Source organism: Streptomyces sp. NPDC014889 (genome assembly GCF_043081205.1).
Lineage (GTDB): Bacteria > Actinomycetota > Actinomycetes > Streptomycetales > Streptomycetaceae > Streptomyces.
This window is the reverse complement of record NZ_JBIBWH010000025.1, coordinates 56,664-80,426: the sequence shown is the minus strand read 5'-3', so window position 1 is coordinate 80,426 and position 23,763 is coordinate 56,664. Positions and strand designations below refer to the sequence as shown.

Annotated in this window: 24 protein-coding genes; 7 read left to right on the top strand and 17 right to left on the bottom strand. The window is 71.7% G+C overall.

Annotation, left to right across the window (positions count from 1 at the left end; genetic code table 11):
- Positions 1-196: 196 nt before the first annotated feature.
- On the bottom strand, positions 197-1,555 hold the full coding sequence (locus ACF09J_RS34160) for a class I SAM-dependent RNA methyltransferase (protein WP_392309350.1): 1,359 nt from the start codon (positions 1,553-1,555) through the stop codon (positions 197-199).
- Positions 1,556-1,689: 134 nt separating this feature from the next.
- The gene (locus ACF09J_RS34155; RefSeq protein ID WP_392309349.1) at positions 1,690-3,759 is read right to left on the bottom strand and encodes an APC family permease; all 2,070 of its coding nucleotides are present in this window, start codon (positions 3,757-3,759) and stop codon (positions 1,690-1,692) included.
- Between the two features lie 163 nt (positions 3,760-3,922).
- Between ACF09J_RS34155 and ACF09J_RS34150 the strand changes: the two genes are divergently transcribed.
- From ACF09J_RS34150 to ACF09J_RS34140, 3 genes are all read left to right on the top strand, one after another.
- Positions 3,923-4,057 (top strand): hypothetical protein, encoded by a 135-nt coding sequence (locus ACF09J_RS34150; RefSeq protein ID WP_392309348.1) that lies wholly within the window; start codon positions 3,923-3,925, stop codon positions 4,055-4,057.
- Positions 4,058-4,231: 174 nt separating this feature from the next.
- Entirely contained in the window at positions 4,232-4,903 is a 672-nt protein-coding gene (locus ACF09J_RS34145) for a potassium channel family protein (protein WP_392309347.1), read from the top strand.
- On the top strand, positions 4,903-5,571 hold the full coding sequence (locus ACF09J_RS34140; protein WP_100570644.1) for a TrkA family potassium uptake protein: 669 nt from the start codon (positions 4,903-4,905) through the stop codon (positions 5,569-5,571). The genes ACF09J_RS34145 and ACF09J_RS34140 overlap by 1 nt, the downstream gene beginning before the upstream one ends.
- Positions 5,572-5,693: 122 nt before the next feature.
- Here the strand turns inward: ACF09J_RS34140 and ACF09J_RS34135 are convergent, their stop codons facing one another.
- The 8 genes from ACF09J_RS34135 to ACF09J_RS34100 form a co-directional block, all read right to left on the bottom strand.
- Positions 5,694-6,461, bottom strand: coding sequence for a DUF3159 domain-containing protein (locus ACF09J_RS34135; RefSeq protein WP_392309346.1), 768 nt, complete (start codon positions 6,459-6,461; stop codon positions 5,694-5,696).
- Between the two features lie 3 nt (positions 6,462-6,464).
- A complete protein-coding gene (locus ACF09J_RS34130; RefSeq protein WP_392309345.1) occupies positions 6,465-6,863 on the bottom strand; it encodes an OB-fold nucleic acid binding domain-containing protein in 399 nt (132 codons plus the stop codon).
- Between the two features lie 41 nt (positions 6,864-6,904).
- Positions 6,905-7,588 (bottom strand): response regulator, encoded by a 684-nt coding sequence (locus tag ACF09J_RS34125; protein ID WP_358737097.1) that lies wholly within the window; start codon positions 7,586-7,588, stop codon positions 6,905-6,907.
- A complete protein-coding gene (locus tag ACF09J_RS34120; protein WP_392309344.1) occupies positions 7,585-10,128 on the bottom strand; it encodes an ATP-binding protein in 2,544 nt (847 codons plus the stop codon). The genes ACF09J_RS34125 and ACF09J_RS34120 overlap by 4 nt, the downstream gene beginning before the upstream one ends.
- 213 nt (positions 10,129-10,341) lie before the next feature.
- Positions 10,342-11,034, bottom strand: coding sequence for an ABC transporter ATP-binding protein (locus ACF09J_RS34115; protein WP_392309343.1), 693 nt, complete (start codon positions 11,032-11,034; stop codon positions 10,342-10,344).
- 219 nt (positions 11,035-11,253) lie between these two features.
- Positions 11,254-12,030, bottom strand: coding sequence for a DUF3710 domain-containing protein (locus ACF09J_RS34110; RefSeq protein ID WP_392309342.1), 777 nt, complete (start codon positions 12,028-12,030; stop codon positions 11,254-11,256).
- 1 nt (position 12,031) lies between these two features.
- Positions 12,032-12,583 (bottom strand): dUTP diphosphatase, encoded by a 552-nt coding sequence (gene dut / locus ACF09J_RS34105; RefSeq protein ID WP_388478432.1) that lies wholly within the window; start codon positions 12,581-12,583, stop codon positions 12,032-12,034.
- Positions 12,580-13,164: a PaaI family thioesterase gene (locus ACF09J_RS34100; RefSeq protein WP_392309341.1), complete on the bottom strand. Its 585-nt coding sequence runs from the start codon at positions 13,162-13,164 to the stop codon at positions 12,580-12,582. The genes dut and ACF09J_RS34100 overlap by 4 nt, the downstream gene beginning before the upstream one ends.
- Before the next feature lie 57 nt (positions 13,165-13,221).
- Here ACF09J_RS34100 and ACF09J_RS34095 point away from each other — a divergent pair, with 57 nt between their 5' ends.
- On the top strand, positions 13,222-13,698 hold the full coding sequence (locus ACF09J_RS34095; protein ID WP_392309340.1) for a DUF3093 domain-containing protein: 477 nt from the start codon (positions 13,222-13,224) through the stop codon (positions 13,696-13,698).
- 62 nt (positions 13,699-13,760) lie between these two features.
- Here the strand turns inward: ACF09J_RS34095 and ACF09J_RS34090 are convergent, their stop codons facing one another.
- From ACF09J_RS34090 to ACF09J_RS34075, 4 genes are all read right to left on the bottom strand, one after another.
- Positions 13,761-14,759, bottom strand: coding sequence for a hypothetical protein (locus ACF09J_RS34090; RefSeq protein ID WP_392309339.1), 999 nt, complete (start codon positions 14,757-14,759; stop codon positions 13,761-13,763).
- Between the two features lie 13 nt (positions 14,760-14,772).
- Complete coding sequence (locus tag ACF09J_RS34085) at positions 14,773-15,069, bottom strand: DUF4193 domain-containing protein (RefSeq protein WP_005481602.1); 297 nt, start codon at positions 15,067-15,069, stop codon at positions 14,773-14,775.
- Between the two features lie 393 nt (positions 15,070-15,462).
- The gene (locus ACF09J_RS34080) at positions 15,463-16,710 is read right to left on the bottom strand and encodes a sensor histidine kinase (protein WP_392309338.1); all 1,248 of its coding nucleotides are present in this window, start codon (positions 16,708-16,710) and stop codon (positions 15,463-15,465) included.
- Between the two features lie 6 nt (positions 16,711-16,716).
- Positions 16,717-17,370 (bottom strand): response regulator transcription factor, encoded by a 654-nt coding sequence (locus ACF09J_RS34075; protein WP_028424348.1) that lies wholly within the window; start codon positions 17,368-17,370, stop codon positions 16,717-16,719.
- A gap of 426 nt (positions 17,371-17,796) precedes the next feature.
- On the opposite strand from ACF09J_RS34075, the gene ACF09J_RS34070 reads away from it, so the two are divergent.
- A complete protein-coding gene (locus ACF09J_RS34070; protein WP_019981855.1) occupies positions 17,797-17,970 on the top strand; it encodes a hypothetical protein in 174 nt (57 codons plus the stop codon).
- A gap of 92 nt (positions 17,971-18,062) precedes the next feature.
- Here the strand turns inward: ACF09J_RS34070 and ACF09J_RS34065 are convergent, their stop codons facing one another.
- Entirely contained in the window at positions 18,063-18,878 is an 816-nt protein-coding gene (locus tag ACF09J_RS34065) for an inositol monophosphatase family protein (RefSeq protein WP_392309337.1), read from the bottom strand.
- Between the two features lie 8 nt (positions 18,879-18,886).
- Entirely contained in the window at positions 18,887-20,014 is a 1,128-nt protein-coding gene (locus ACF09J_RS34060) for a ferrochelatase (RefSeq protein WP_392309336.1), read from the bottom strand.
- A gap of 224 nt (positions 20,015-20,238) precedes the next feature.
- On the opposite strand from ACF09J_RS34060, the gene ACF09J_RS34055 reads away from it, so the two are divergent.
- Positions 20,239-21,477 (top strand): MFS transporter, encoded by a 1,239-nt coding sequence (locus ACF09J_RS34055; RefSeq protein WP_392309335.1) that lies wholly within the window; start codon positions 20,239-20,241, stop codon positions 21,475-21,477.
- Positions 21,437-22,756 (top strand): D-arabinono-1,4-lactone oxidase, encoded by a 1,320-nt coding sequence (locus ACF09J_RS34050; protein WP_392309334.1) that lies wholly within the window; start codon positions 21,437-21,439, stop codon positions 22,754-22,756. Before ACF09J_RS34055 ends, ACF09J_RS34050 begins: the two co-directional genes overlap by 41 nt.
- On the opposite strand, the gene ACF09J_RS34045 is transcribed toward ACF09J_RS34050, so the two are convergent.
- Positions 22,680-23,546 (bottom strand): hypothetical protein, encoded by an 867-nt coding sequence (locus tag ACF09J_RS34045; protein WP_392309333.1) that lies wholly within the window; start codon positions 23,544-23,546, stop codon positions 22,680-22,682. The genes ACF09J_RS34050 and ACF09J_RS34045 overlap by 77 nt on opposite strands.
- Positions 23,547-23,763 lie beyond the last annotated feature (217 nt).

The window sequence follows — 23,763 nt, the reverse complement described above, 5'->3', positions numbered from 1 at the left end:
CCTACTTCACCCAGCGCGACCCCGAACACGCCACCCGCCGAGCGATCAACGCCCTCAACCAGCTCGGCTACACCGTCACCCTCAACCCTCTGGAAAGCGCGGCCTGAACCACCAGCGCCAGCACACCCGGCGACCAGCACGGCCACCGGGCACCCAACCCTGCCCACACCCACCCTGACCTGCTGCTATTTACGCGTCAGAGCCCCTTTGTAGCGGGCTCAAGAATCGCCACGCACTCCACATGGTGCGTCATCGGAAACAGGTCGAACGCCCGCAGCGTCCGTACCCGGTAGCCGCCCTCGCGGAAGTACGCCAGGTCTCGGGCGAGGGCGGCCGGGTCGCAGGCGACGTAGGCGATGCGGCGGGCGGCGAGGGAGGTGAGGTGGGTGACCGTGGTGCGGCCGGCGCCGGCGCGGGGCGGGTCGAGGACGATCAGGTCGACCTCGGTGATGCCGGTGCGCGGGAGGACGGACTCGACCTTGCCCTGTTCGACGCGGACGCGGGGGAAGTCGGCGAGGTTGTGCCGGGCGTCCTCCACCGCGCGTTTGCCGGACTCGATGCCGAGGACCGCGCCCTTGTCGCCGACGCGGTCGGCCAGGGCTCCGGCGAAGAGGCCGACGCCGCAGTAGAGGTCGAGGGCCATGTCGCCCTTGCGGGGCAGGAGGCCCTGCATGACCGCCGTGACGAGGGTGTCCGCCGCCTTGGGGTGGACCTGCCAGAAGCCGCCCCCGCCCACGCGGTGGGTGCGGCCGTCGGCGCGTTCGCGGACGAACGGGCGGCCGTGCACGCGGTGGACGCCGCCGGTCTTCTCGTCGACCCGGAGGACCGAGACCGGCTTGTCCAGTTCCACCAGCGGCAGGCGGGCGCCCGGGCGCGGGGTCAGGATCACCTGGCGGTCCTGCGAGCCCGTGGCGGCGATCGCCTCGACGGACTCCATGCCGGTCCAGTCGCGCCGCTCGATGCCCAGTTCGCTCACGCCGGCAGCCGCGATCATGCAGTGGTCGATCGGCTCGACCTCGTGCGAGCGGTGGCGGCGCAGGCCGGCCTTGCCTGTGGCGGGGTCGACCGCGTACTGCACGCGGGTGCGCCACTGCGGGACCTCGCCCGCGGGCAGCTTGTCGCCCTCGGCGGGCATCACCGTGCCGTCCCAGCCGGCCTCCTCGGGCGTGAGGCCCGCGAGCCGCTTGAGCTGCTCGGCGATCACCTCCCCCTTGAACCGCCGCTGGGCTCCCGGCTTGGCGTGCTGCCAGTCGCAGCCGCCGCACCGGCCGGGGCCGGCGTAGGGGCAGGGGGCCTCGATACGGTCCTTGGAGGCGTCGATGATCCGCACCGCGTCCGCGCGCAGGAACCGGGCGCCCTCCTCGCCCTCGGTCACCCGGGCCACGACCCGCTCGCCGGGCAGCGCGTGCCGGACGAACAGCACCTGGCCCTCGGCGGTGCGGGCGATGCAGTGGCCGCCGTGGGCGACGGGGCCGATCTCGACCTCGTACTCCTGCCCCACCAGCGAGCCGCCCTGGTCGTGGCCCACCCGCGAGTTCTTCGGTTCTGCCTGCATGGTGGGGTGACTCCAGATCGGGAAAGGCGGACGGCCGGACAACAGCCCACCAGTCTACGTGGGTGCCGTCCGGCCGTTCGCCATCAGGGGCGGAGGCCGTCGGCCCGGCCGTTCGCCGGCAAGGGCCGAGGCCGTCAGCCCTTCGGCGCCGGCGACTCCTTCGGCTCCTTCGGTTCCTTCGGGCGCTCCTGGGCCGGGCCGCGCCGCACCGCACCCGGCGCGTTCCACTCCTGGCGCCTGCGGGCGCGCTGCTTGGCCGCCTCGGAGGAGGCCAGCTGGTAGGGCACCGAGGTGACCATCACGCCCGGCGTGAACAGCAGCCGCCCCTTCAGGCGCAGCGCGCTCTGGTTGTGCAGCAGGTGCTCGTACCAGTGGCCGACGACGTACTCGGGGATGATCACCGAGACGGCGTCGCGCGGGGACTCCTTGCGCAGGCTCTTCACGTACTCGATGACCGGGCGGGTGACCTCGCGGTAGGGCGAGTCGAGCACCTTCAGGGGTACGTCGATGCCGCGCCGCTCCCACTCCTCGCGCAGCGCCCGGGTCTCGGCCGGGTCCACGTTGACGGTGAGCCCCTCCAGGGTGTCCGAGCGCATCAGCTTGGCGTACGCCAGGGCGCGCAGGGCCGGACGGTGGATCTTGGAGATGAGGACCACCGAGTGGACGCGGGAGGGCCGGACGGTGTCGTCGCCCGGGTCGTCGGGGGCCGTGAGTTCCTCGGCGACCCGGTCGTAGTGCTTGCGGATCGCGGTCATCGTCGCGAAGAAGATGCACATGCCGAGCAGGGCCACCCAGGCACCGTGGGTGAACTTGGTGAGGAGGACGACGACCAGCACCGTGCTGGTGAGGAAGGCCCCGAAGGTGTTGATGGCGCGGGAGCGGATCATGTGGCTGCGCCTGGCCGGGTCCCGCTCGGTGGCCAGGTGGCGGTTCCAGTGCTTGACCATGCCGACCTGGCTGAGCGTGAAGGACACGAACACGCCGACGATGTAGAGCTGGATCAGCCGGGTGGAGTCGGCGCCGTAGACCACGGTCAGCAGGATGGCGGCGCCCGCGAGCAGCACGATGCCGTTGGAGAAGGCGAGCCGGTCGCCGCGGGTGTGCAGCTGGCGGGGCAGGAAGCGGTCCTGGGCGAGGATCGAGCCGAGCACCGGGAAGCCGTTGTAGGCGGTGTTGGCGGCCAGGAACAGGACCAGCGCCGTCGCCGCGGCCAGGATCAGGAACAGGAAGCTGCCCTTGCCGAAGACGGCCTCGGCGACCTGGGAGATCACCGGGTTCTGCACATAGTCCGGGCCGACCGGCACGCCGCCCCGCAGGAGGTTGGAGGCCGGGTTGTCGGACATGCGGACGCCGGTCGTCATGGCCAGCGTGATGATGCCGCAGAACATCGTCACGGCCAGCAGGCCGATCATCGCCAGCGTGCTCGCCGCGTTCCTGGACTTGGGCTTGCGGAAGGCGGGGACGCCGTTGGAGATCGCCTCGACGCCGGTGAGCGCGGCGCAGCCCGAGGAGAAGGCGCGCAGCAGCAGGAAGACGAGGGCGAATCCGGCCAGCCCCTGGTGCTCGGCCCTGATGTGGAAGTCGGCGGTCGGCGCCCGCATGGTCTCGCCGAGGACGAGCCCGCGGACGGCGCCCCACACGATCATGATGAAGACGCCGGAGACGAACACGTACGTGGGGATGGCGAAGAGCGTGCCCGACTCCTTCACCCCGCGCAGGTTCATCACTGTCAGGAGCACGATCACCGCGACCGCGCACAGCACCTTGTGCTGGACCACGAAGGGGACGGCGGAGCCGAGGTTCTCGATGCCGGAGGAGATGGAGACGGCGACGGTCAGGACGTAGTCCACCAGCAGCGCGCTGGCGACGGTCAGGCCCGCCTTGGAGCCGAGGTTGGTCGTCGCCACCTCGTAGTCGCCGCCGCCGCTCGGGTAGGCGTGCACGTTCTGCCGGTAGGAGGCGACCACGGTGAGCATCAGCACCGCGACCGCGACCGCGATCCAGGGGCTGAAGTGGTACGCCGACACGCCCGCGACGGACAGCACCAGCAGGACCTCGCCGGGCGCGTACGCCACGGAGGACAGCGAGTCGGAGGCGAAGACGGGTAGGGCGATGCGCTTCGGCAGGAGCGTTTCGCTCAGCCGGTCACTGCGCAGTGCGCGCCCGATCAGAATACGTTTGGGCACGTCGGTCAGTTTGGACACAACAGAGCATCGTAGGCCGTTGCCCCCCGGGTCGTGCACCTGCCGGTCGAGATCTGCCTCACGAGTGAATTCCGGTACCGAAGACCCTGCGGATTCCGCAGGTGTGGTGTGCGCCGTGCCTAGATGTCTGGACCCCGCTCCCCGCCGACCCCCCGGAGGTCCCGTGCCCCCTACCGCGGAGCTGATCGGCGCCGCCGCCGCGTTGCTCGGCCTCGGATTCCTGACCCTGCGCAGCGTGCGCAGCATCACTCGGCGCCGGCCCTTCGAGGCGGAGCGCGGCCGCCTCGGGGCCGAGTGAGGCGTCCCGGGGGCGATTGAGGCGTCTCGGGGCCCGGGTGAGGCGCCGTCCGCCACGGAGGCGTTAAGGATGCGGCAGGGGGATGCCCGCCCCGGACCGGGCATGTGTAGCTTGTCCCTCTGTCTGAGACCCTGATGGGACTGAGCAGTCGCTATTGACATCGGAAGGACGGTCGTGCACATCGTCATCATGGGCTGCGGGAGAGTGGGTTCCGCTCTCGCCCAGACCCTGGAGCAGCAGGGGCACACGGTCGCCGTGATCGACCAGGACCCCACCGCCTTCCGCCGGCTGGGCCCCGGGTTCGGTGGCCGCAGGGTCACCGGGATCGGCTTCGACCAGGACACCCTGCGCGAGGCGGGCATCGAGGAGGCCGGTGCCTTCGCGGCCGTCTCCAGCGGGGACAACTCGAACATCATCTCGGCGCGGGTGGCCCGCGAGATGTTCGGCGTGCAGAACGTCGCGGCCCGTATCTACGACCCCCGCCGCGCCGAGGTGTACCAGCGCCTGGGGATCCCGACCGTGGCCACGGTCCGCTGGACGGCGGACCAGATGCTCCGCCGGCTGCTGCCCTCGGGCGCCGAGCCGCTGTGGCGCGACCCCACCGGCGGCGTCCAGCTCGCCGAGGTGCACGCCTCCCCGAAGTGGGTGGGCCACAAGATCAGCAGGCTCCAGGAGGAGACGGGCGTCCGGGTGGCGTTCCTGACCCGGCTCGGCGAGGCGATCCTGCCGACCTCGCAGACGGTGCTCCAGGAGGGCGACCTCGTGCACGTGATGATGCGGACGGACGACGTGGAGAAGGTCGAGGCGACGTTCGCCGAGGGCCCGGAAGAGGAGAGCGGTCACTGATGAGGGTCGCCATTGCCGGTGCCGGCGCGGTCGGTCGCTCGATCGCGGGCGAGCTGCTGGAGAACGGCCACGAGGTCCTTCTCATCGACAAGGCGCCGACCGCCATCTCGGTCGAGCGCGTGCCGCAGGCCGAGTGGCTGCTGGCCGACGCCTGCGAGATCACCTCGCTGGACGAGGCGGCGCTCCAGCGCTGCAACGTGGTGATCGCCGCGACGGGCGACGACAAGGTGAACCTGGTCGTCTCCCTGCTGGCCAGGACGGAGTACGGCGTGCCGCGGGTCGTGGCCCGTGTGAACAACCCGAAGAACGAGTGGCTGTTCAACGAGGCCTGGGGCGTGGACGTGGCCGTGTCGACGCCGCGGCTGATGTCCGCGCTGGTCGAGGAGGCGGTGAGCGTCGGCGACCTGGTACGGCTGCTGCGCTTCAGCCACGGCGACGCCAACCTCGTGGAGCTGACCCTGCCGGAGGAGTCGGCGCTGGCCGGCACCCAGGTCGGGGACGTCGAGTGGCCCGAGGACACCTCGCTGGTCACCATCATCCGCGGCACCCGGGTGCTCACCCCGTCCCGGGAGGACTCCCTGGAGGCGGGTGACGAACTGCTGTTCGTGGCCGCGCAGGCCCGTGAGGAGCAGCTGGAGGACCTGCTGTCGGTGCGCCGGGAGCGCTGAGCACCGGAGGGTCCGCGTACAGGGCCGCATACGGCAGGGGCGCCCGGTACGGGCATCGGCGCCCGCATACGGCGAGGGGCGCCCGGTGATCCGGGCGCCCCTCGGCGTCGTACGGGCGGTGCTCAGTCCTGGCGGCGGTGACGGCCGGCGGCCGGCGCCTCGCCGCCCTGCTCCTGCGCCAGGGCCGCCTTGCGCTCCTCCTCGGCCTTCTCCTCCGCCTCCATCTCCGCGAACACGTCGATGGGCGCGGGCGCCTTGGCGAGGAAGACCCAGGTCAGCCAGACCGCGAGCAGGAACGGCGGGATCTTCAGGATGACCAGGACCCAGCCGAGCTGGGTGGTGTCGGCCCACCAGTACAGCGGGAAGAGGATCGCGCACTTGGCCAGCAGGATCAGGCCCCAGGCCCAGCTCGCCTTGGCGTACGCCTTCTTGCGGCCCGGGTTGCGGGTGCGCCAGGAGAGGTTCTCCTTGAAGACCGGGCCGAGCATCAGGCCGATCAGCGGGACCCCGGCCAGCGTGGTCACGATGTACGCCACGGCCAGGCCCAGCGTGTAGAGCATGCCGGGCAGGTAGAAGTCCTTGGCGTTGCCGGTCATCATCGCGAAGACGACACCGAAGACGACGCCGAAGACACCGCTGAAGGCGTGCTTGACGGTGTCCCGCATCGCCAGCCGGACCACGACGAGCAGCAGCGACACCGCCAGCGCGGCGATCGCCGACCAGTGCAGGTCCTTGTTGATCGTGAAGATGGTGACGAAGAGGAGGCCGGGCAGCACCGTCTCGACCATGCCCCGCACCCCGCCGAACGCCTCGAACAGCGCGGCCTCCGTCACCGCCCGGGCATCGTCGTCGGCAGTCGTGTCTTCGGTCGGCTTGTCGAGTGACGTCACCGGCTACTCCCGTCCCAGGGGTCGCAGTTCGTACTTGGGGTTGAACAGCACCCGGCGGCCCCGGCTCATCGAGATCCGGCCCGATGCGATCAGCTTGCGCCCCGGTTCTATCCCGACGATGGAACGCCTGCCGAGCCACACCACGTCCAGGGCGGCCGTGCCGTCGAACAACTCGGCCTCCAGGGCCGGGACTCCGGCACGTGGACGCAGGGTGACCGTGCGCAAGGTACCAGTAACCGTGACGATCTGCCGGTCGGTGCAGTCGCCGATCCGCGTACAGCCCGCGGTCTCGGCGTCCTCACGCAGTTCCTCGGACTCCAGGTCCTCCTGCGACGAGGAAAGCCGGTCGAGCATGCGCCGGAACCGGCCCACCGGCTTGTCTGAACGAGGAACAGCACTCATGCCTGAAGCGTACCGGGGGTCCCCGAGGGCGACGTAACCGCTCACTTCTCGAAGCGGTAGCCCATCCCCGGTTCGGTGACGAAGTGCTTGGGGTGCGAGGGGTCGGCCTCCAGCTTCCTGCGCAGCTGCGCCATGTACACGCGAAGATAGTTCGTCTCCGTCCCGTACGACGGCCCCCACACCTCCTGGAGCAGCTGCTTCTGGCTGACCAGCCGGCCGGTGTTGCGCACCAGCACCTCCAGAAGGTGCCATTCGGTCGGGGTGAGCCGGACGTCCTTGCCGGCCCGGTTGACCTTCTTCGCGGCCAGGTCGACGGTGAAGTCCTCGGTCTCCACCAGCACGCCGTCCTCGCCGCTCCCCACGGGCTCGGCGCGGCGGACGGCGGCCCGCAGCCGGGCCAGCAGCTCGTCCATGCCGAAGGGCTTGGTGACGTAGTCGTCGGCGCCCGCGTCCAGCGCCTGGACCTTCTCGTCGGAGGAGTGCCGGGCGGACAGCACCAGGATCGGCACCCGGGTCCAGCCGCGCAGCCCTCTGATCACCTCGACGCCGTCCATGTCGGGCAGGCCCAGGTCGAGGACGACCACGTCGGGGTGGCGGGAGGCGGCGAGGTCGAGGGCGGTCCTGCCGTCGGAGGCGGCGTCGACCTCGTACTTGCGTGCCTTGAGGTTGATCACGAGGGCGCGCACGATCTGCGGCTCGTCGTCGACCACCAGCACCCGCGTCATGTGGTTTGCCTTTCTGGTTCGGCGAGTCGTGCGGGCGCGCGAAGGCTCTCCGCGGCCCGCAGGGTGAGGACCATCGTCAGACCGCCGCCGGGCGTGTCCTCGGCCTCGAGCGTGCCGCACATGGCCTCGGCGAAGCCCCGGGCCACGGCGAGACCGAGGCCCACGCCGGCTCCGCGCGGGGCGTCGCCGTGCCGCTGGAACGGCTCGAAGATACGGTCCTTGGCCTCGTCCGGGACACCCGGTCCGCGGTCGACGACCCGCACCTCGACCCGGTCGGCCATGGCGCTGGCGGCCACCAGCACCCACTCGTCCGGCGGACTGTACTTCACGGCGTTCTCCACCAGGTTGGCGACCGCGCGTTCCAGCAGCCCGGGGTCGACGGCGACCATCGGCAGGGACTCCGGTATGTCCAGGTGCACGCTGTCCTCGGGCACCCCGCCGAGCGCCATGGGCACCACCTCGTCGAGGTCGATCTCGCGGATCAGCGGGGTGACGGTGCCGGTCTGGAGGCGGGACATGTCCAGCAGGTTGCCCACGAGGTGGTCGAGCCGGTCGGCGCCCTCCTCGATGCCCTGGAGCAGTTCCGCGCGGTCCTCCTCGGACCACTCGACGTCCTCGGACCTGAGCGAGGAGACGGCCGCCTTGATCCCGGCGAGCGGGGTGCGCAGGTCGTGGCTGACGGCGGCGAGCAGCGCGGTGCGGATGCGGTTGCCCTCCGCGAGGGCGCGCGCCTGGTCGGCCTCCTCCTGGAGGCGCCGGCGCTCCAGCACGACGGCGGCCTGGGCGGCGAAGGCGGCCAGCACCCGGCGGTCGGAGGCGGGCAGCACCCGTCCGGTCAGCGCCAGCGCCATGTGGTCCCCGACGGGCATGTCCACGTCAGCGTCTTCCGGGCGCTGGAGCGGTCCGCCCGTGCCCACCCGGCCGGCGCAGGTCCAGGGGTCCACATCGCTCAGCCGTTCGAGCAGCGCCACCGCCTCCATGCCGAAGGTCTCACGGACCCTCTCCAGGAGCGCCTCCAGGCTGGTCTCGCCGCGCAGCACGCTGCCGGCGAGGAAGGAGAGTATCTCCGCCTCGGCGCGCAGCCGGGCGGCCTGGAGGGTGCGGCGGGCGGCGAGGTCCACCACCGAGGCCACGGACACGGCGACGCCGACGAAGATCGCGATGGCGACGATGTTCTTGGGGTCGGCGATGGTGAGCCGGTGCAGGGGCGGGGTGTAGTAATAGTTCAGCAGAAGCGATCCGACGGCTGCCGAGGCGAGCGCCGGCAGCAGCCCGCCCAGCAGGGCCGCGGCCACCGTCAGGGCCAGGAACAGCAGCATGTCGTTGGCCAGGCCGAGGTCCCCGGCGTTCAGCAGCAGCGCGAGGGCCACCGGCCCGGCGACCGCCACCGTCCAGCCCCAGACGATCCGGGCGCGGCCGAGCCGGGCGCCGCGGGCCACGGGCAGTCCGCGCCCCTTGGCGACCTGCCCGTGGGTGACGATGTGCACGTCGAGGTCGGGGCCCGACTCGCGGGCCACCGTGGCGCCCACGCCCGGCCCGAAGACGTACTGCCAGGTCTTGCGGCGCGAGGAGCCCAGCACGATCTGGGTGGCGTTGACCCCGCGGGCGAAGTCGAGCAGCGCCGCGGGTATGTCGTCGCCGACGACGTGGTGGAAGGTGCCGCCCAGGTCCTCGACGAGGGTGCGCTGGACGGTCAGCTCCTTCGGGGAGGCGGAGGTCAGCCCGTCGCTGCGGGCGATGTAGACGGCCATGACCTCCCCACCGGCGCCCTTCTCGGCCAGCCGGGCCGCCCGGCGGATCAGCGTGCGTCCCTCGGGGCCGCCGGTCAGTCCGACCACGATCCGCTCGCGCGAGCCCCAGATCCTGGAGACCTGGTGCTCGCTGCGGTAGCGCTGGAGGTACTCGTCGACCCGGTCGGCCACCCACAGCAGGGCCAGCTCGCGCAGCGCGGTGAGGTTGCCGGGCCGGAAGTAGTTGGACAGGGCGGCGTCGACCTTGTCCGGCTTGTAGATGTTGCCGTGGGCCATCCGGCGGCGCAGGGCCTCCGGCGACATGTCGACCAGCTCGATCTGGTCGGCCCGCCGCACCACCTCGTCCGGGACGGTCTCCCGCTGCCGTACGCCCGTGATCGACTCGACCACGTCGCCGAGGGACTCCAGGTGCTGGATGTTGACCGTGGAGACGACGTCGACACCGGCCGCGAGCAGTTCCTCCACGTCCTGCCAGCGCTTGGCGTTGCGGGAGCCGGGGATGTTCGTGTGGGCGAGTTCGTCCACCAGGGCGACGGCCGGGGCGCGGCGCAGCGCCGCGTCGACGTCCATCTCGGTGAAGGTGCTTCCGCGGTACTCCAGTGCCCTGCGCGGGACCTGCTCGAGGCCGTGCAGCATCACCTCGGTGCGCGGCCGGTCGTGGTGCTCCACGAACGCCACGACGCAGTCGGTGCCCCGCTCCACCCGGCGGTGCGCCTCGGACAGCATCGCGTACGTCTTGCCGACGCCCGGTGCCGCACCGAGGTAGATCCGAAGCTTGCCGCGTCCCATGGCCTCATTGTCTTCCCGTCACGGCTCCGTATGCCGCGTCGACCTTACGGCCGATAATCGCGACATAAGGGGTCGCGCGGGGGCGGATGGCCGTCTTTGACACAACCCTGACGGACACCGCCTGACGGCACGGCGTCGGGGCGGGCGGGCGTGGCGGCGGTACGGCGCCACGGCGACCGGAGGCCAGGACGCCGAACGCCAGGGCTCAAGGCGTCACGATTCGACGATCTTGCCGTCGCGCAGCTCCAGTACCCGGTCGGCGAGGTCCAGCAGGGTCGCGTCGTGGGTGGCGACCAGGGCGGTGACCTGCTCGCTGCGGACGACGGCGCGCAGCAGCTCCATCACGGCGTGGCCGGTCTCCGCGTCGAGCTGACCGGTCGGCTCGTCGGCTATCAGGAGCGCGGGCTCGTTCGCGAGGGCGCGGGCGATGGCCACGCGCTGCTGCTGGCCGCCGGAGAGCTCACCGGGCCGCTGCCGGGCGTGGTCGGCGAGGCCTACCAGGGACAGCAGCAGCTCGACGCGCTCCTCCCGGACGCGCGGTTCTTCCCGGCGCAGCCGCATCGGCACGCCGACGTTCTCCGCGGCGGTGAGGATCGGGATGAGCCCGAAGGACTGGAAGACGAAGCCGACGTGGTCCCGGCGCAGGGCGAGGAGGCCCTCCTCACCGAGTTCGGACAGGTCGCGGCCGTCGACGTGGACCCGTCCGCGGTCCGGCTCGTCGAGCCCGCCGACGATGTTGAGCAGCGTGGTCTTGCCGGAGCCCGAGCGGCCCTTGAGGGCGACCAGTTCGCCCCGCGGGATCTCGAAGGAGACTCCGCGCAGCGCGTGCACGGCGGCCTCTCCCTGCCCGTAGGACTTGTGGACGTCCTCCACGCGCACCATGGTCTCGGTGATCACCTGGCTCATGTGCCCTCCCCGCTTACGCCCCCGTGGACCGGGCGCCAGTATCACCAGCCGCGCCCGTCCCTTCAATATCCGAACGGCCGGACGTCCGGATAGGTTTCCGGCCGGGGCCGCGGAAAAGTCCGCACACGGCGGAGGGCCGCACCCCGGGGGTACGGCCCTGGATCCTGTCGTGAACGGCTCTGGATCCTGTCGTGAATGACGGTGGCCGGCTGACCGTGGTCAGCGGACCTCGGTGATCTCCGGTCCGCGCTGGAGCTGGCCCATCCCGCCGGAGAAGCGCGACTGGCCCTCGTCGTCCTGCTGGACGCCCTCGGGCACCATCTGCGCGTCGTTGGGCAGCTTCAGGACGATCGGGTCGCGGGGCGCCATCGGGCCCTCGCCGCGGACCACGACGGTGTCCCGGAAGATCTGCTCGAGCAGTCCGGCCGCCTGCGGCTGCACCGCGCCCTGCCCGGAGATCACCCCGCGCAGGAACCAGCGGGGGCCGTCCACGCCGACGAACCGCACGACCTGGTAGCCGCCCGTGCCGTCCGGGAGCTGCACCGGCACCTGCGCGCGCAGCTCCCAGCCCAGCGGCCCCTCGACCTCGTCGACGATGCCGCCCTGCTGGGTGATGCCGCTGCCGATCTCCTCGCGGACCTCGCCCCAGATGCCCTCGCGCTTGGGTGCGGCGAAGGCCTGCAGCTGGATGGCGCTGTCGTGCAGGACGACGGTCGCCGCGACGATCGCGTCGCCCGCGACCTCCACCCGCAGCTCCATGCCCTCGACGCCCGGTACGAACATCCCGCCGAGGTCCACCCGGCCCTCGGCCGGCTCGCGCACCTCGGAGTCGTCCCAGGGCCCGTCGGGCCGCGGTCCGGGCTCGAGCCGCACGCGCTCGCGCTCGCGCTCGACCTCCACGTCCACGTCCGCCTCGGTGTCGACGCTGTCGACGACCTGCTCGGCCTCGCCGGCCGCGTCCTCGGCGGCACCCTTCTTCTTGCGACGTCCGAACACGTCACTGTCCTTCCCGGTCGGATACGACCGAAGCGTATCGATTCCCACCCGCCGGTCCGCCCACGGCGGACCGGCCGTTCGTGCCGCTCGCGCCGTCCACGGCGGCGTGGCCGCCGGTGGACCCGAAGCCCCCCTCGGCCCGCGCCGAGCCGGGAAGTTCCGCCACCTCCTGGAAGCGGACCCTCTCGACCTGCTGGACGACCAGTTGGGCAATCCGGTCGAAGCGCTCGAACCGCACGGACTCGCGCGGGTCGAGATTCACCACGATCACCTTGATCTCCCCACGGTACCCGGCATCAACCGTCCCCGGGGCATTCACGAGGGCGACACCGCAGCGGGCGGCGAGTCCGGATCGCGGGTGCACGAAGGCCGCGTACCCCTCGGGGAGCGCGACAGACACGCCCGTGGGCAGTACCGCCCGCTCCCCCGGCGCCAGTTCGCACGCCACGGTGGTGCGCAGATCGGCGCCCGCGTCACCGGGGTGCGCGTACGCCGGAAGCGGTACGTCGGCGTCGACACGCCGGATCAGGACGTTCAGGGGCTCACGGCTCACGGGTTCACCTCGAAGGCGCGGACGCGCCGGACCTGGTCGGGGTCGTTCATGGCGGCCTGGATCTCCTGCTCGCGGCCGTGGTCGACGAAGTGGTCGACCTTGACCTCGATGAACAGGGCCTCGGCGCGGACGGCGACCGGTCCGTCGGGGCCGCCGACGCGTCCGGTGGCCCTGGAGTAGATCTTCCGCCCGGCCACGGCGGTGACCGCCGCCTCCAGATGCAGGGTGGTGCCGACCGGCACCGGGCGCACGTAGTCCGTCTCCAGCCGCCCGGTCACGGCGATCGTCCGCAGCAGCCAGTTCAGCGAGCCGAGGGCCTCGTCGAGGGCGGTCGCGAGGACCCCGCCGTGGGCGAGGCCGGGCGCGCCCTGGTGGGCGGGCTGCACGGTGAACTCGGCGGTGATGGCGACGCCCTCCCCGGCCCGGGCCTGGAGGTGCAGCCCGTGCGGCTGCTCCCCGCCGCAGCCGAAGCACTCCGCGTAGTGCGAGCCGAGGAGTTCGCCGGGCGCGGGGGCGTCGGGATGCCGGACCGGGGCCACGGCGTCGGGCGGGGGCTGAACAGCTGCGGAACTACCACTCACAGGCGCAGACCTTACCCGCGCGTCGGCGCGCGCCCGACACCGTGCCAAGCTTGGTTCATGCAGCTCTCCGCCCAGCCGTACGAAGAACGCCTCACCGCACCCCGTTCCTGGTGGCTGATCAGCCTTCTGATGGGCTTCTCCTGCGCCCTGATCCTGCTTCCCTTCGGCACGCTGCCGATGCTGGGCGGCCTGGTCGGCGGCACCGCGGCGTCGGCGGTCGTGGCGAGCTCCTACGGCTCGCCCCGCATCCGGGTCGTGGGCGGTCTGCTGATCGCGGGCGAGGCGAAGATCCCGGTCACGGCGCTCGGCGAGACGGAGGTGCTGGACACGGAGGAGGCGCGCGCCTGGCGCACCCACAAGGCCGACACCCGCGCCTTCCTGCTGCTGCGCGCCTACATCCCCGGGGCGCTTCGGGTCATCGTCACCGACCCGGAGGACCCCACGCCCTACCTGTACCTGTCGACCCGGGAGCCGGAGCGGCTGGCCGAGGCGCTGCGTACGGCGCGGGCCGCCGCGGAGGCCGAGGCCGCGTAACGGGTCCTGCAGGGCCGAGGCCGATCGGCTGCGTACCGGGTTGATCCTGCGCGGCCGGTCAGTCAGTTCTCGGGCTCCCCGGAGCTGCCGGTGGTGTCGGGGCCCTCGGGGGTACCGGAGTCGTCGTCGGTGTCCTGGAGCCGCAGCGGGTGCCCGGCCGCCTCCAGGGGCGGCAGCGGGGGCAGTTCGCCCCAAGGGACCTGGACCTTGCGCAGGTCCGAGCGGATGCGGGCGGCGAGCCTACTGGTCTCGCGCCGGTTCATCACGGCTCCGGCCGCGGCGCCCACCATGAAGGGCGTCAGCTTGGGCAGGCCCCGCGCCGTCCGCTTCATGATCTGCCGGCGAAGCTGGCGCTTCAGCCGGCCCCCGAGGGCGATGTCGATCGTTGTCGGATTCCGCACGTCGATCTTGCGCTCGTGCGACCAGGCGGCCAGATACGCGGTACTGCGAGCCTTCAGATTTCCGGGGGGCCGCGCCCCGTACACCTCGTGGAGTTCCGCGATCAGCTTGAGTTCGATCACCGCGACTCCGGTGACCTCCGCGGCCAGCTGGGTCGGCATCGCGGGCGGTACCGGCAGCATCGCCGCCGCGCCGACGCCCGCTCCGACCGTGGAGGAGGCGTGCGCCGCGCCCGCCACGAGTTTGTCAGCGAGCTGTTCGGGTCCGAGGCCCGGGAACTGCCGGCGGAGCGCGCCGAGGTCCCTCACGGGAATCCGCGGGGCCGTGTCGATGACGCGGTCGGTGAGGTACGAAAGGGCCGCCCTGGCGTGGCCGCCGCTCACGCGTGCGCCGCTCCTGGCCGCTCTCCCGACCGTCCGGGCGTGGTGCCGGAACACCGTGGCCTGCCGCCGGACTGCGGGCGCGGATCCGCCCGCCGGGACGGCGGGGTCACCGCGCCCGGAGACCGGAGCGAGCGCGGGCGATCCCGCCGATCCGTCCGGATCGGTTGTACGGGACGGCCCTCGCTCGTCGTCACGCGCGCCGTGGGGACCGTCGGACGGCCCCGGGTCCGCTCCCCTGCGGGGGATGCGGCGCTTCCAAGGAGGGGTCGAGCCAGTCACGGCCGACCCTGCCTCAGTCGCAGTCGCGGCAGATCGGCTGACCGTTCTTCTCCCGGGCCAGCTGGCTGCGGTGGTGCACCAGGAAGCAGCTCATGCAGGTGAACTCGTCCTGCTGCTTGGGCAGCACCCGGACGGCCAGCTCCTCGTTCGAGAGGTCCGCGCCGGGCAGTTCCAGGCCTTCTGCGGCCTCGAACTCGTCGACGTCGACGGCGGAGGTCGACTTGTCGTTCCGCCTGGCCTTCAGCTCTTCCAGGCTGTCCGAGTCGACGTCGTCGTCGGTCTTGCGTGGGGTGTCGTAATCGGTTGCCATGTCGCTCTCCCCCTCTGGGTGTATGCGGTGTCTCCAGCGCACGTAACGCGTGAGAGGCCGGACTTGTGCCCGACCTGAGGCGGAGATTTTGCCTCACATCAAGGTCTGTTACTCAATCGACACCCAACCGCACTCCTCAAGAGTGATCGGCTTGGATGGCGATCGGGACCGTACACGGTCCGGATGCCCCGCTCCAAAGCGGTCTCACCGTGTACTTCCCGTGATCATGCCCCCTGAAAACCGGGATTTTTCCGGCATTTTGGGGGTTCACATGACCACGCAGAGTAGATGGCCGGAAAACCGCCCATGTGATCGATCACACACGGTGAACCCGGGAACGGTCCCGGGAATTTCCGCGCAAAGCGAACATCCCCGTGTGTCGGCGCAATGATCTCAGATCGGCAGCATCACTCGCATCACCAGCCCACCCCCCTCACGCGGCTGGGCCGAGATGTGGCCCCCGTGCGCCCTCGCCACGGAGCGGGCGATGGACAGGCCGAGACCGACGCCCTTGTCGCTGCCGGTGCGCTCGGTGCGCAGCCGCCGGAAGGGCTCGAAGAGATTGTCGATCTCGTACGCCGGGACCACCGGGCCGGTGTTGGTGACGACGAGGATCGCCTGACCGTGCTGGGCGTCCGTGGTGACCTCCACCCACCCCTCCTCGGCCACGTTGTACCGCACCGCGTTCTGCACCAGGTTGAGGGCGATCCGCTCCAGCAGCACGCCGTTGCCCTGGACGACCGCGGGCTTGCGCTCGCCGCGGATCACGACCCCCTTGGCCTCCGCCTCCCCGCGCACCTGGTCGATGGCCTGCGAGGCGACCTCGGCGAGGTCCACCGGCTTGCGCTCGACGATCTGGTTGTCGCTGCGGGCGAGCAGCAGCAGGCCCTCGACGAGCTGTTCGCTGCGCTCGTTGGTGGCCAGCAGGGTCTTGCCGAGCTGCTGGAGCTCCACCGGCGCGTGCGGGTCGGAGAGCTGCACCTCCAGGAGCGTGCGGTTGATCGCGAGCGGCGTGCGCAGCTCGTGCGAGGCGTTGCCGACGAAGCGCTGCTGGGCGGTGAAGGCCCGCTGCAGCCGCTCCAGCATGTCGTCGAAGGTGTCCGCGAGCTCCTTCAGCTCGTCGTCCGGGCCGTCCAGCTCGATCCGCCGGGACAGGTCGGAGCCGGCCACCGCGCGGGCGGTGCGGGTGATCCGGCCGAGCGGGGACAGCACACGGCCGGCCATCGCGTAGCCGAACGCGAAGGCGATCACGGCGAGGCCGAGCAGGGCCAGGAGCGAGCGGCTGAGCAGGCTGTCCAGGGCGGCCTGACGCTGGTGGTCGATGCAGGCGCTGATCGCGGCGTTGAACTCCGACAGCGACAGGTTGCCGTTGTCGACGCCCGGACAGTCGGTGCTGGTGACCCTCAGGGCGTTGAAGTCGACGATCTTGAACAGCGGTTGGTTGCCGGTGCGCAGGGCCTGCGCGGCGAGCAGGTAGATGATCGACAGCAGCAGGATGCCGGCGATCAGGAACATGCCGCCGTACAGCAGCGTCAGCCGTATCCGGATGGTCGGACGCAGCCACGGGAAGGCCGGCTCCGGCCTTCTGGGGTCCCAGGTGGGTTTCGGGGGCGCCTGGGGCGGCGCCGGGGTCGCGGCCACGGCGGCTCAGATCCGGTAGCCGGAGCCGGGCACGGTGACGATCACCGGGGGCTCGCCGAGCTTGCGCCGCAGCGTCATCACCGTGACGCGGACGACGTTGGTGAACGGGTCGGTGTTCTCGTCCCAGGCCTTCTCCAGAAGCTGCTCCGCGGAGACCACGGCGCCCTCGCTGCGCATCAGGACCTCCAGGACCGCGAACTCCTTCGGCGCGAGCTGGACCTCCCTGCCGTCGCGGAAGACCTCGCGGCGGTTGGGGTCCAGCTTGATCCCCGCGCGCTCCAGGACGGGCGGCAGGGGCACGCTGGTGCGCCGGCCCAGGGCGCGCACGCGTGCCGTCAGCTCGCTGAACGCGAAGGGCTTGGGAAGGTAGTCGTCGGCGCCGATCTCCAGGCCCTCGACGCGGTCGCTGACGTCGCCGGAGGCGGTGAGCATCAGCACGCGCGTGGGCATGCCCAGCTCGACGATCTTGCGGCAGACGTCGTCGCCGTGGACCAGCGGGAGGTCGCGGTCGAGGACGACCACGTCGTAGTCGTTGACGCCGATGCGCTCCAGGGCGGCCGCACCGTCGTACACGACGTCGACGGCCATGGCCTCCCGGCGCAGTCCGGTGGCCACCGCATCGGCGAGCAGCTGCTCGTCCTCGACGACGAGTACGCGCACGTCGCATGTCCTTCCTGTGTCCACCCGCGTAGCGCCGCTCGGGGCACACGCCGGCAGGGTCTTCGAGAGTGTGTGACTCCATCCTGCCCTTTTCGACCATAAGTCGGCGGTAAGCCGTGGTAGCGGCCGGTGCACGGGAGGCATGCGGTGGGCGAAGGGTCCGTGAATCCCGAATTTTCTTTTACGGGCGAGGTTTCCGCCGCGAGGAGTCGGGGGAGGACGGGTTTACACCCCGCGATCACGCTCTGCATGTGCCGCAGCACCATGCGGTACTCCGCGATCCGCTTCCGCAGAGTGGGTGTGGGTGCCCAGCGCCGTCGCCGCCCCGGTCGGGCAGCGCCGGGCATCTGCTGAGACGTGATCGCCCCTTCCGAACGGCACACCCCCGTGCCACCGACCCACCGACCCAGGACGAGGGGGCGCAGCATGGACGCATTCACCGCAGGACTTCTGCAGCGCATAAAGGCGACCGAGTCCGATCTGACCCGGGCTCGTGACGAGGGCGACGACTTCCTCGTCGAGGTCGAGCTGGCCGAACTCGACGACCTGCGCCGCCTCGCCGCCGAACACGGTGTGGAGGTCGGCGTGTCCGGCGTCTGACCAGCCTGCACGCGCACAACGGAACCCCGGCGAATCCAGCGCCGGGGTTCTGTGTTGATGGCTCGGTCGCCTGCGGGCGCCTTCAGCCGGCCTCAGTCGTGCCAGGCCCCCAGGTCCTCCAGGAGGTTTTGGAGGGGCTCGAAGACGCCCGGGACGGCCGCTACCGTCAGGTCGCGGGACGGGCGCTCTCCCGGGCGGCCACCGGTCACGGCGCCCGCTTCCCGGGCGATCAGGTCGCCCGCGGCGTAGTCCCACGCGTTCAGACCGCGCTCGTAGAAGCCGTCCAGGCGGCCCAGCGCCAGGTCGCACAGGTCCACCGCGGCCGAGCCGCTGCGGCGGATGTCGCGCAGCAGCGGGATCAGCCGGCGGGCCACGTCGGCCTGGTGGGCGCGGACGTCGGCGACGTAGTTGAAGCCGGTGGCGATCAGGGCCTGGTCCAGGGGCGGCGCGGCACGGCAGGACAGCTTGCGCTCGCCGGCCCAGACCCCGGTGGCCCATGCCCCGCGGCCGCGCACGGCGTGGAACGCCTCGCCGCGCATCGGGACGGCCACGACCCCGACGACCGCCTCGCCGTCGTGCTCGGCGGCGATGGAGACTGCCCAGGTCGGCAGTCCGTACAGGTAGTTCACGGTACCGTCGAGCGGGTCGATCACCCAGCGGACACCGCTCGTGCCCTCGACGGAGGCGCCTTCCTCGCCGAGGAAGCCGTCGTCGGGGCGCCGGTCGGCGATCAGGCCGGTGATCAGCTTCTCGGCGGCGATGTCCATCTCGGTGACGACGTCGATCGGGCTGGACTTGGTGGCTGCCACCGTCAGGTCGGCCGGGCGGCCGTCCTTCAGCAGCTCTCCGGCGCGTGCGGCCGCCTGGCGGGCGAGCTGGAGCAGTTCCGCGGGCAGGGTGTCGGTCACGGGGTTCCTCACGCGTAGGGACTGTCGGCGCCCGCGGCGGCCGGCCGGGGCGTACGGGCCGGGCAGCAGGCCACCGGGCAGAGATTGTGGTCCGCGCCGAGCGAGCCCAGGGCGCACGGCGTGACCTGCTGTCCGCGCTCGGTGGCGGCCCGCTCCATGATCAGGTCGCGGATGGCGGCGGCGAACCGCGGGTCGGCGCCGACGGTGGCGGAGCGGCGTACCGGAAGGCCCAGTTCCGCGGCCTTGGCCGTGGCCTCGGTGTCGAGGTCGTACATGACCTCCATGTGGTCGGAGACGAAGCCGATGGGCGCCATGACGACGGCCGGGGCTCCGGCGGCGTGCCGCTCCTCGAGGTGGTCGCAGATGTCGGGCTCCAGCCACGGGATGTGCGGGGCGCCGGAGCGCGACTGGTAGACGAGCTGCCAGGGGTGGTCGACGCCGGTGCGCTCACGGACCTCGTCGGCGATCAGCCGGGCCACGTCCAGGTGCTGGCGGACGTACGCCCCGCCGTCGCCGTGGCCCGCGACCGGTCCCGAGGTGTCCGCGGCGGAGACCGGGATCGAGTGGGTGCAGAACGCGATGTGGGCGCCGTCGCGGACGTCCTCGGGAAGGCCGGCGAGCGACTCGAGGACGCCGTCGATCATGGGCTGGAGGAAGCCGGGGTGGTTGAAGTAGTGCCGCAGCTTGTCGACCTTCGGCAGGTCCAGGCCCTCGGCCTGAAGGGCGGCGAGCGAGTCCGCGAGGTTCTCGCGGTACTGGCGGCAGCCGGAGTAGGAGGCGTAGGCGCTGGTGGCCAGGACCAGGATGCGGCGGCGGCCGTCGCGGACCATGTCCCGCAGGGTGTCCGTCAGGTAGGGGGCCCAGTTGCGGTTGCCCCAGTAGACCGGCAGATCGAGGCCGTGACCGGCGAAGTCCTTCCGCAGGGCGTCGAGCAGGACGCGGTTCTGGGCGTTGATCGGGCTGACCCCGCCGAACTGGAAGTAGTGTTCGCCCACTTCCTTCAGGCGCTCGGTGGGGATGCCTCGCCCGCGCGTCACGTTCTCCAGGAACGGGATCACGTCGTCCGGCCCCTCGGGGCCGCCGAACGAGAGCAGGAGCAGGGCGTCGTACGGGGTGGCGTCGAGCACGTCAGGCATGGCTCGATCCTGCCACTCCGCACCGACGGGCGGGCTCCCGGCCCGCAGGGGGCGCGCCTCCCGAGTGGGCGCGGGTCCCGAGTGAGCGCGAGTCCGGAGTGGGGGGTGCGCGCGAGTCCGGGCGGAGATGTGTCCCGAAGTCCATAGGGGGACGTGCGCCGGGTGCGCCCGATCCGTAAGCTGTATCAGCTTCCTTCACGCCTTACCGGATCCGCGGAGACCCTGTGCCCAGCCCGTACCGTGCCCTGTTCGCCGCTCCAGGCTCCAAGGGTTTCTCCGCCGCGGGGTTCCTCGGCCGGATGCCGCTGTCGATGATGGGCATCGGCGTGGTCACGATGATCTCCCAGCTCACCGGGCGCTACGGGCTCGCGGGCGCGCTGTCGGCCACCATCGCGCTGGCCGCCGCGGTCCTGGGCCCGCAGATATCCCGGCTGGTCGACCGGCACGGACAGCGCCGGGTGCTGCGCCCCGCGACCCTCGTCGCGCTGACCGCCTCGGCGGTGCTGCTGTGCGCGGCGCACTTCCGGTGGCCGGACTGGGTGCTGTTCGTCTGCGCGGCCGGGATCGGCTCGGTGCCCAGCCTGGGCGCGATGGTCCGGGCGCGCTGGGCGGCCCTGTACCGGGGGACGCCGCAACTGCACACCGCCTACTCGTTCGAGTCGGTGGTGGACGAGGCCTGCTTCATCTTCGGGCCGATCGTCTCCATCGGACTGTCCACGGTCTGGTTCCCGGAGGCGGGGCCGCTGCTGGCCGCCTGCTTCCTGGCGGCGGGCGTGTTCTGGCTGACCGCCCAGCGCGCCACCGAGCCCGCACCGCACCCGCGCGAGCACCACGGCGGCGGTTCCGCCCTGCGTGCGCGCGGACTCCAGGTGCTGGTGTCGACCTTCGTGGCGACCGGGACGATCTTCGGCGCGGTCGACGTGGTCACCGTCGCCTTCGCCGAGGAGCAGGGGCACAAGGGCGCCGCGAGCGTCGTGCTCGCCCTGTACGCGGCGGGCTCCTGCACGGCGGGCGTCGTGTTCGGCCTGCTGCACTTCGCGGGACCGCCCGCCCGGCGCTGGCTGCTGGGCATCTGCACGATGGCCGTGAGTATGATCCCCCTCCTACTGGTCGGAAACCTGCCGTTTCTGGCCGTGGCGCTGTTCGTTGCGGGCCTGTCCGTCGCTCCCACGATGATCACGACGATGGCCCTCGTCGAAGAGCACGTACCACGCTCGCACCTGACCGAGGGCATGACCTGGGTGAGCACCGGGCTCGCGGTCGGGGTGGCACTGGGCTCCTCGGCGGCCGGCTGGGTGATCGACGCGGCCGGGGCGCGAGCCGGGTACGCGGTTCCGGCGGTGTCCGGGGCCGTCGCGGTCGCGGTCGGTTTCCTCGGGTACCGCCGGCTCAGCAGGCCGGCTCCGCGTCGGGGAGGCTTCGTTGAGCAGCACGACGAGCGCGAAGAACGGCACGTGGCATAACTGGGGCGGCAACGTCGGCGCGCGCCCCGGGCGGGAGGTCACTCCGGCCACGGTGGCGGACGTCGCCGCCGCCGTACGCAAAGCCGCCGAGGACGGACTGCGGGTGAAGGCCGTCGGCACCGGTCACTCCTTCACGAGCATCGCCGCGACGGACGGCGTCATGATCCGCCCGCAGTTGCTGACCGGCATACGCGGGATCGACCGGGAGGCCATGACGGTCACGGTCGAGGCCGGCACCCCTCTCAAGAGGCTGAACGTCGCTCTCGCGCGGGAGGGCCTCTCGCTCGCCAACATGGGCGACATCATGGAGCAGACGGTGTCCGGGGCGACCAGCACCGGCACCCACGGCACGGGCCGCGAGTCCGCGTCGATCGCCGCCCAGATCCGGGGGCTCGAACTGGTCACGGCGGACGGCTCGGTGCTCACCTGCTCCGCGCAGGAGAACCCGGAGGTCTTCGCGGCCGCCCGCATCGGCCTGGGCGCGCTGGGGATCGTCACGGCCCTCACCTTCGCGGTGGAGCCGCTCTTCCTGCTCACGGCCCGCGAGGAACCGATGGGCCTCGATCGGGTGCTCGCGGAGTTCGACCAGCTCTGGGCGGAGAACGAGCACTTCGAGTTCTACTGGTTCCCGCACACCGGCAGCGCCAACACCAAGCGCAACAACCGCAGCGCCGGCCCCGAGCAGCCGGTGGGACGGCTGGCCGGCTGGTTCGAGGACGAGTTCCTCTCCAACGGTGTCTTCCAGGTGGCCAACTGGGTCGGCCGCGCGGTGCCCGCCACCGTCCCGTCGATCGCCGGGATCTCCAGCCGCGCGCTGTCCGCGCGGACGTACACCGACATCCCCTACAAGGTCTTCACCTCGCCGCGCCGGGTGCGCTTCGTGGAGATGGAGTACGCCGTGCCGCGCGAGGCCCTGGCCGACGCGCTGCGCGAGCTGAAGGCGATGGTCGACCGCTCCGGGCTGCGGGTGAGTTTCCCGGTGGAGGTGCGGACCGCGCCCGCCGACGAAATCACCCTGTCCACCGCCTCGGGCCGGGACAGCGCGTACATCGCGGTCCACATGTTCCGGGGCACCCCCTACCAGCGGTACTTCACGGCCGCGGAGAGCATCTTCACCGCGTACGAGGGCCGGCCGCACTGGGGCAAGCTCCACACCAGGGACGCCGGCCAACTCGCCGCGCTCTACCCGCGCTTCGGGGAGTTCACGGCGCTGCGGGACCGGCTGGATCCCCAGCGGCTGTTCCAGAACGACTACTTGCGGAGGGTGCTGGGGCCGTAGCGCTCGCGCCGGGCGCCGGGGCCGTGGTGCCGGTGTCGGAGGGCCTGCCTTCCTCCGGACCGCCGGTGCCGGTGGTCCCCGTGGCGCCGCTTCCGCCGCTGCCACTGTTTCCCGTGGCCTCGGGGGTGGGCGTCGGGCTCGCCCCGGTCCCCCGGTCGGGGCGACCGGAAGCGGCGCCGTCCGGCGACGTTCCGTCCCCGGTCCCGGGTGTGCCGGAGGGCGAGGAGGTGGGAGCGTGCCCGTCGCGGGTCACGGAGGGCGCGTGGTGGCCGGTGACGGCGTAGCCGACCGTCGTGCCCCTGCCGCCGCTGAAGGTGTCGCCCGACACCAACTCGTAGGCGGTGATTCCGGCCATGGTCACCCCGAAGACGAGGGCGGCGGCGACCACGGGCCGCTTCCAGCTCTTGATCCGGGCCCGGTAGACGGTCCCCTCGCCGAACTCACCCGCCGGCGGTGGGGTCCGCCCGGCGGGAGCGGCCGCCGGGACCGGCCCGGGAGCGGCGGCCGGGGAAGCACCCGGGGAGGCGCCCACCGCGCGGAGCTGCTCGCCGGTACGCCGGAAGAAGTGCTGGAGGACCGAGCCGCCGCAGGTGGCCAGGACGCTGACGACACCGGCCCCGAGGATCGTGCCGTAGACGCCGAAGTACGAGGCCAGCTTCGCGGCCACCACCGCCGCCAGGGCGCTGCCCGCCACCTGGGCGACGCTCAGGTCGAACCGCATCCTCCGCACCTCCTCGCCGATGCTCGGCACATCCTCACCGCCGGACTCACCGTCGGACCTTTCACGCATGACCGGACCTTGCCCGCCTCTTCCGTACACAGCCGCATCTTCCGTACATGGCCGGATCTTTCACAGGTGATCGGCCGAGTGCATGAGAAAGGGACGTACGGACGAAACCGTTAGTTCCGATTGCGGTGATTAAGTGAAGTTCCCCACGGGCATGATCGAAAAAGCCGGACGGGGCGGCCGAGTACCGCCTCTGGCGAGAAGTCGGGCGGCGTGCCCA

Coding starts and splice junctions, on each gene's coding strand:
- ACF09J_RS34160 (WP_392309350.1), bottom strand. CDS start 1,555: ATGCAGGCAGAACCGAAGAACTCGCGGGTGGGCCACGACCAGGGCGGC.
- ACF09J_RS34140 (WP_100570644.1), top strand. CDS start 4,903: ATGAGGGTCGCCATTGCCGGTGCCGGCGCGGTCGGTCGCTCGATCGCG.
- ACF09J_RS34130 (WP_392309345.1), bottom strand. CDS start 6,863: ATGAGTGCTGTTCCTCGTTCAGACAAGCCGGTGGGCCGGTTCCGGCGC.
- ACF09J_RS34125 (WP_358737097.1), bottom strand. CDS start 7,588: ATGACGCGGGTGCTGGTGGTCGACGACGAGCCGCAGATCGTGCGCGCC.
- ACF09J_RS34120 (WP_392309344.1), bottom strand. CDS start 10,128: ATGGGACGCGGCAAGCTTCGGATCTACCTCGGTGCGGCACCGGGCGTC.
- ACF09J_RS34115 (WP_392309343.1), bottom strand. CDS start 11,034: ATGAGCCAGGTGATCACCGAGACCATGGTGCGCGTGGAGGACGTCCAC.
- ACF09J_RS34095 (WP_392309340.1), top strand. CDS start 13,222: ATGCAGCTCTCCGCCCAGCCGTACGAAGAACGCCTCACCGCACCCCGT.
- ACF09J_RS34085 (WP_005481602.1), bottom strand. CDS start 15,069: ATGGCAACCGATTACGACACCCCACGCAAGACCGACGACGACGTCGAC.
- ACF09J_RS34070 (WP_019981855.1), top strand. CDS start 17,797: ATGGACGCATTCACCGCAGGACTTCTGCAGCGCATAAAGGCGACCGAG.
- ACF09J_RS34060 (WP_392309336.1), bottom strand. CDS start 20,014: ATGCCTGACGTGCTCGACGCCACCCCGTACGACGCCCTGCTCCTGCTC.
- ACF09J_RS34045 (WP_392309333.1), bottom strand. CDS start 23,546: ATGCGTGAAAGGTCCGACGGTGAGTCCGGCGGTGAGGATGTGCCGAGC.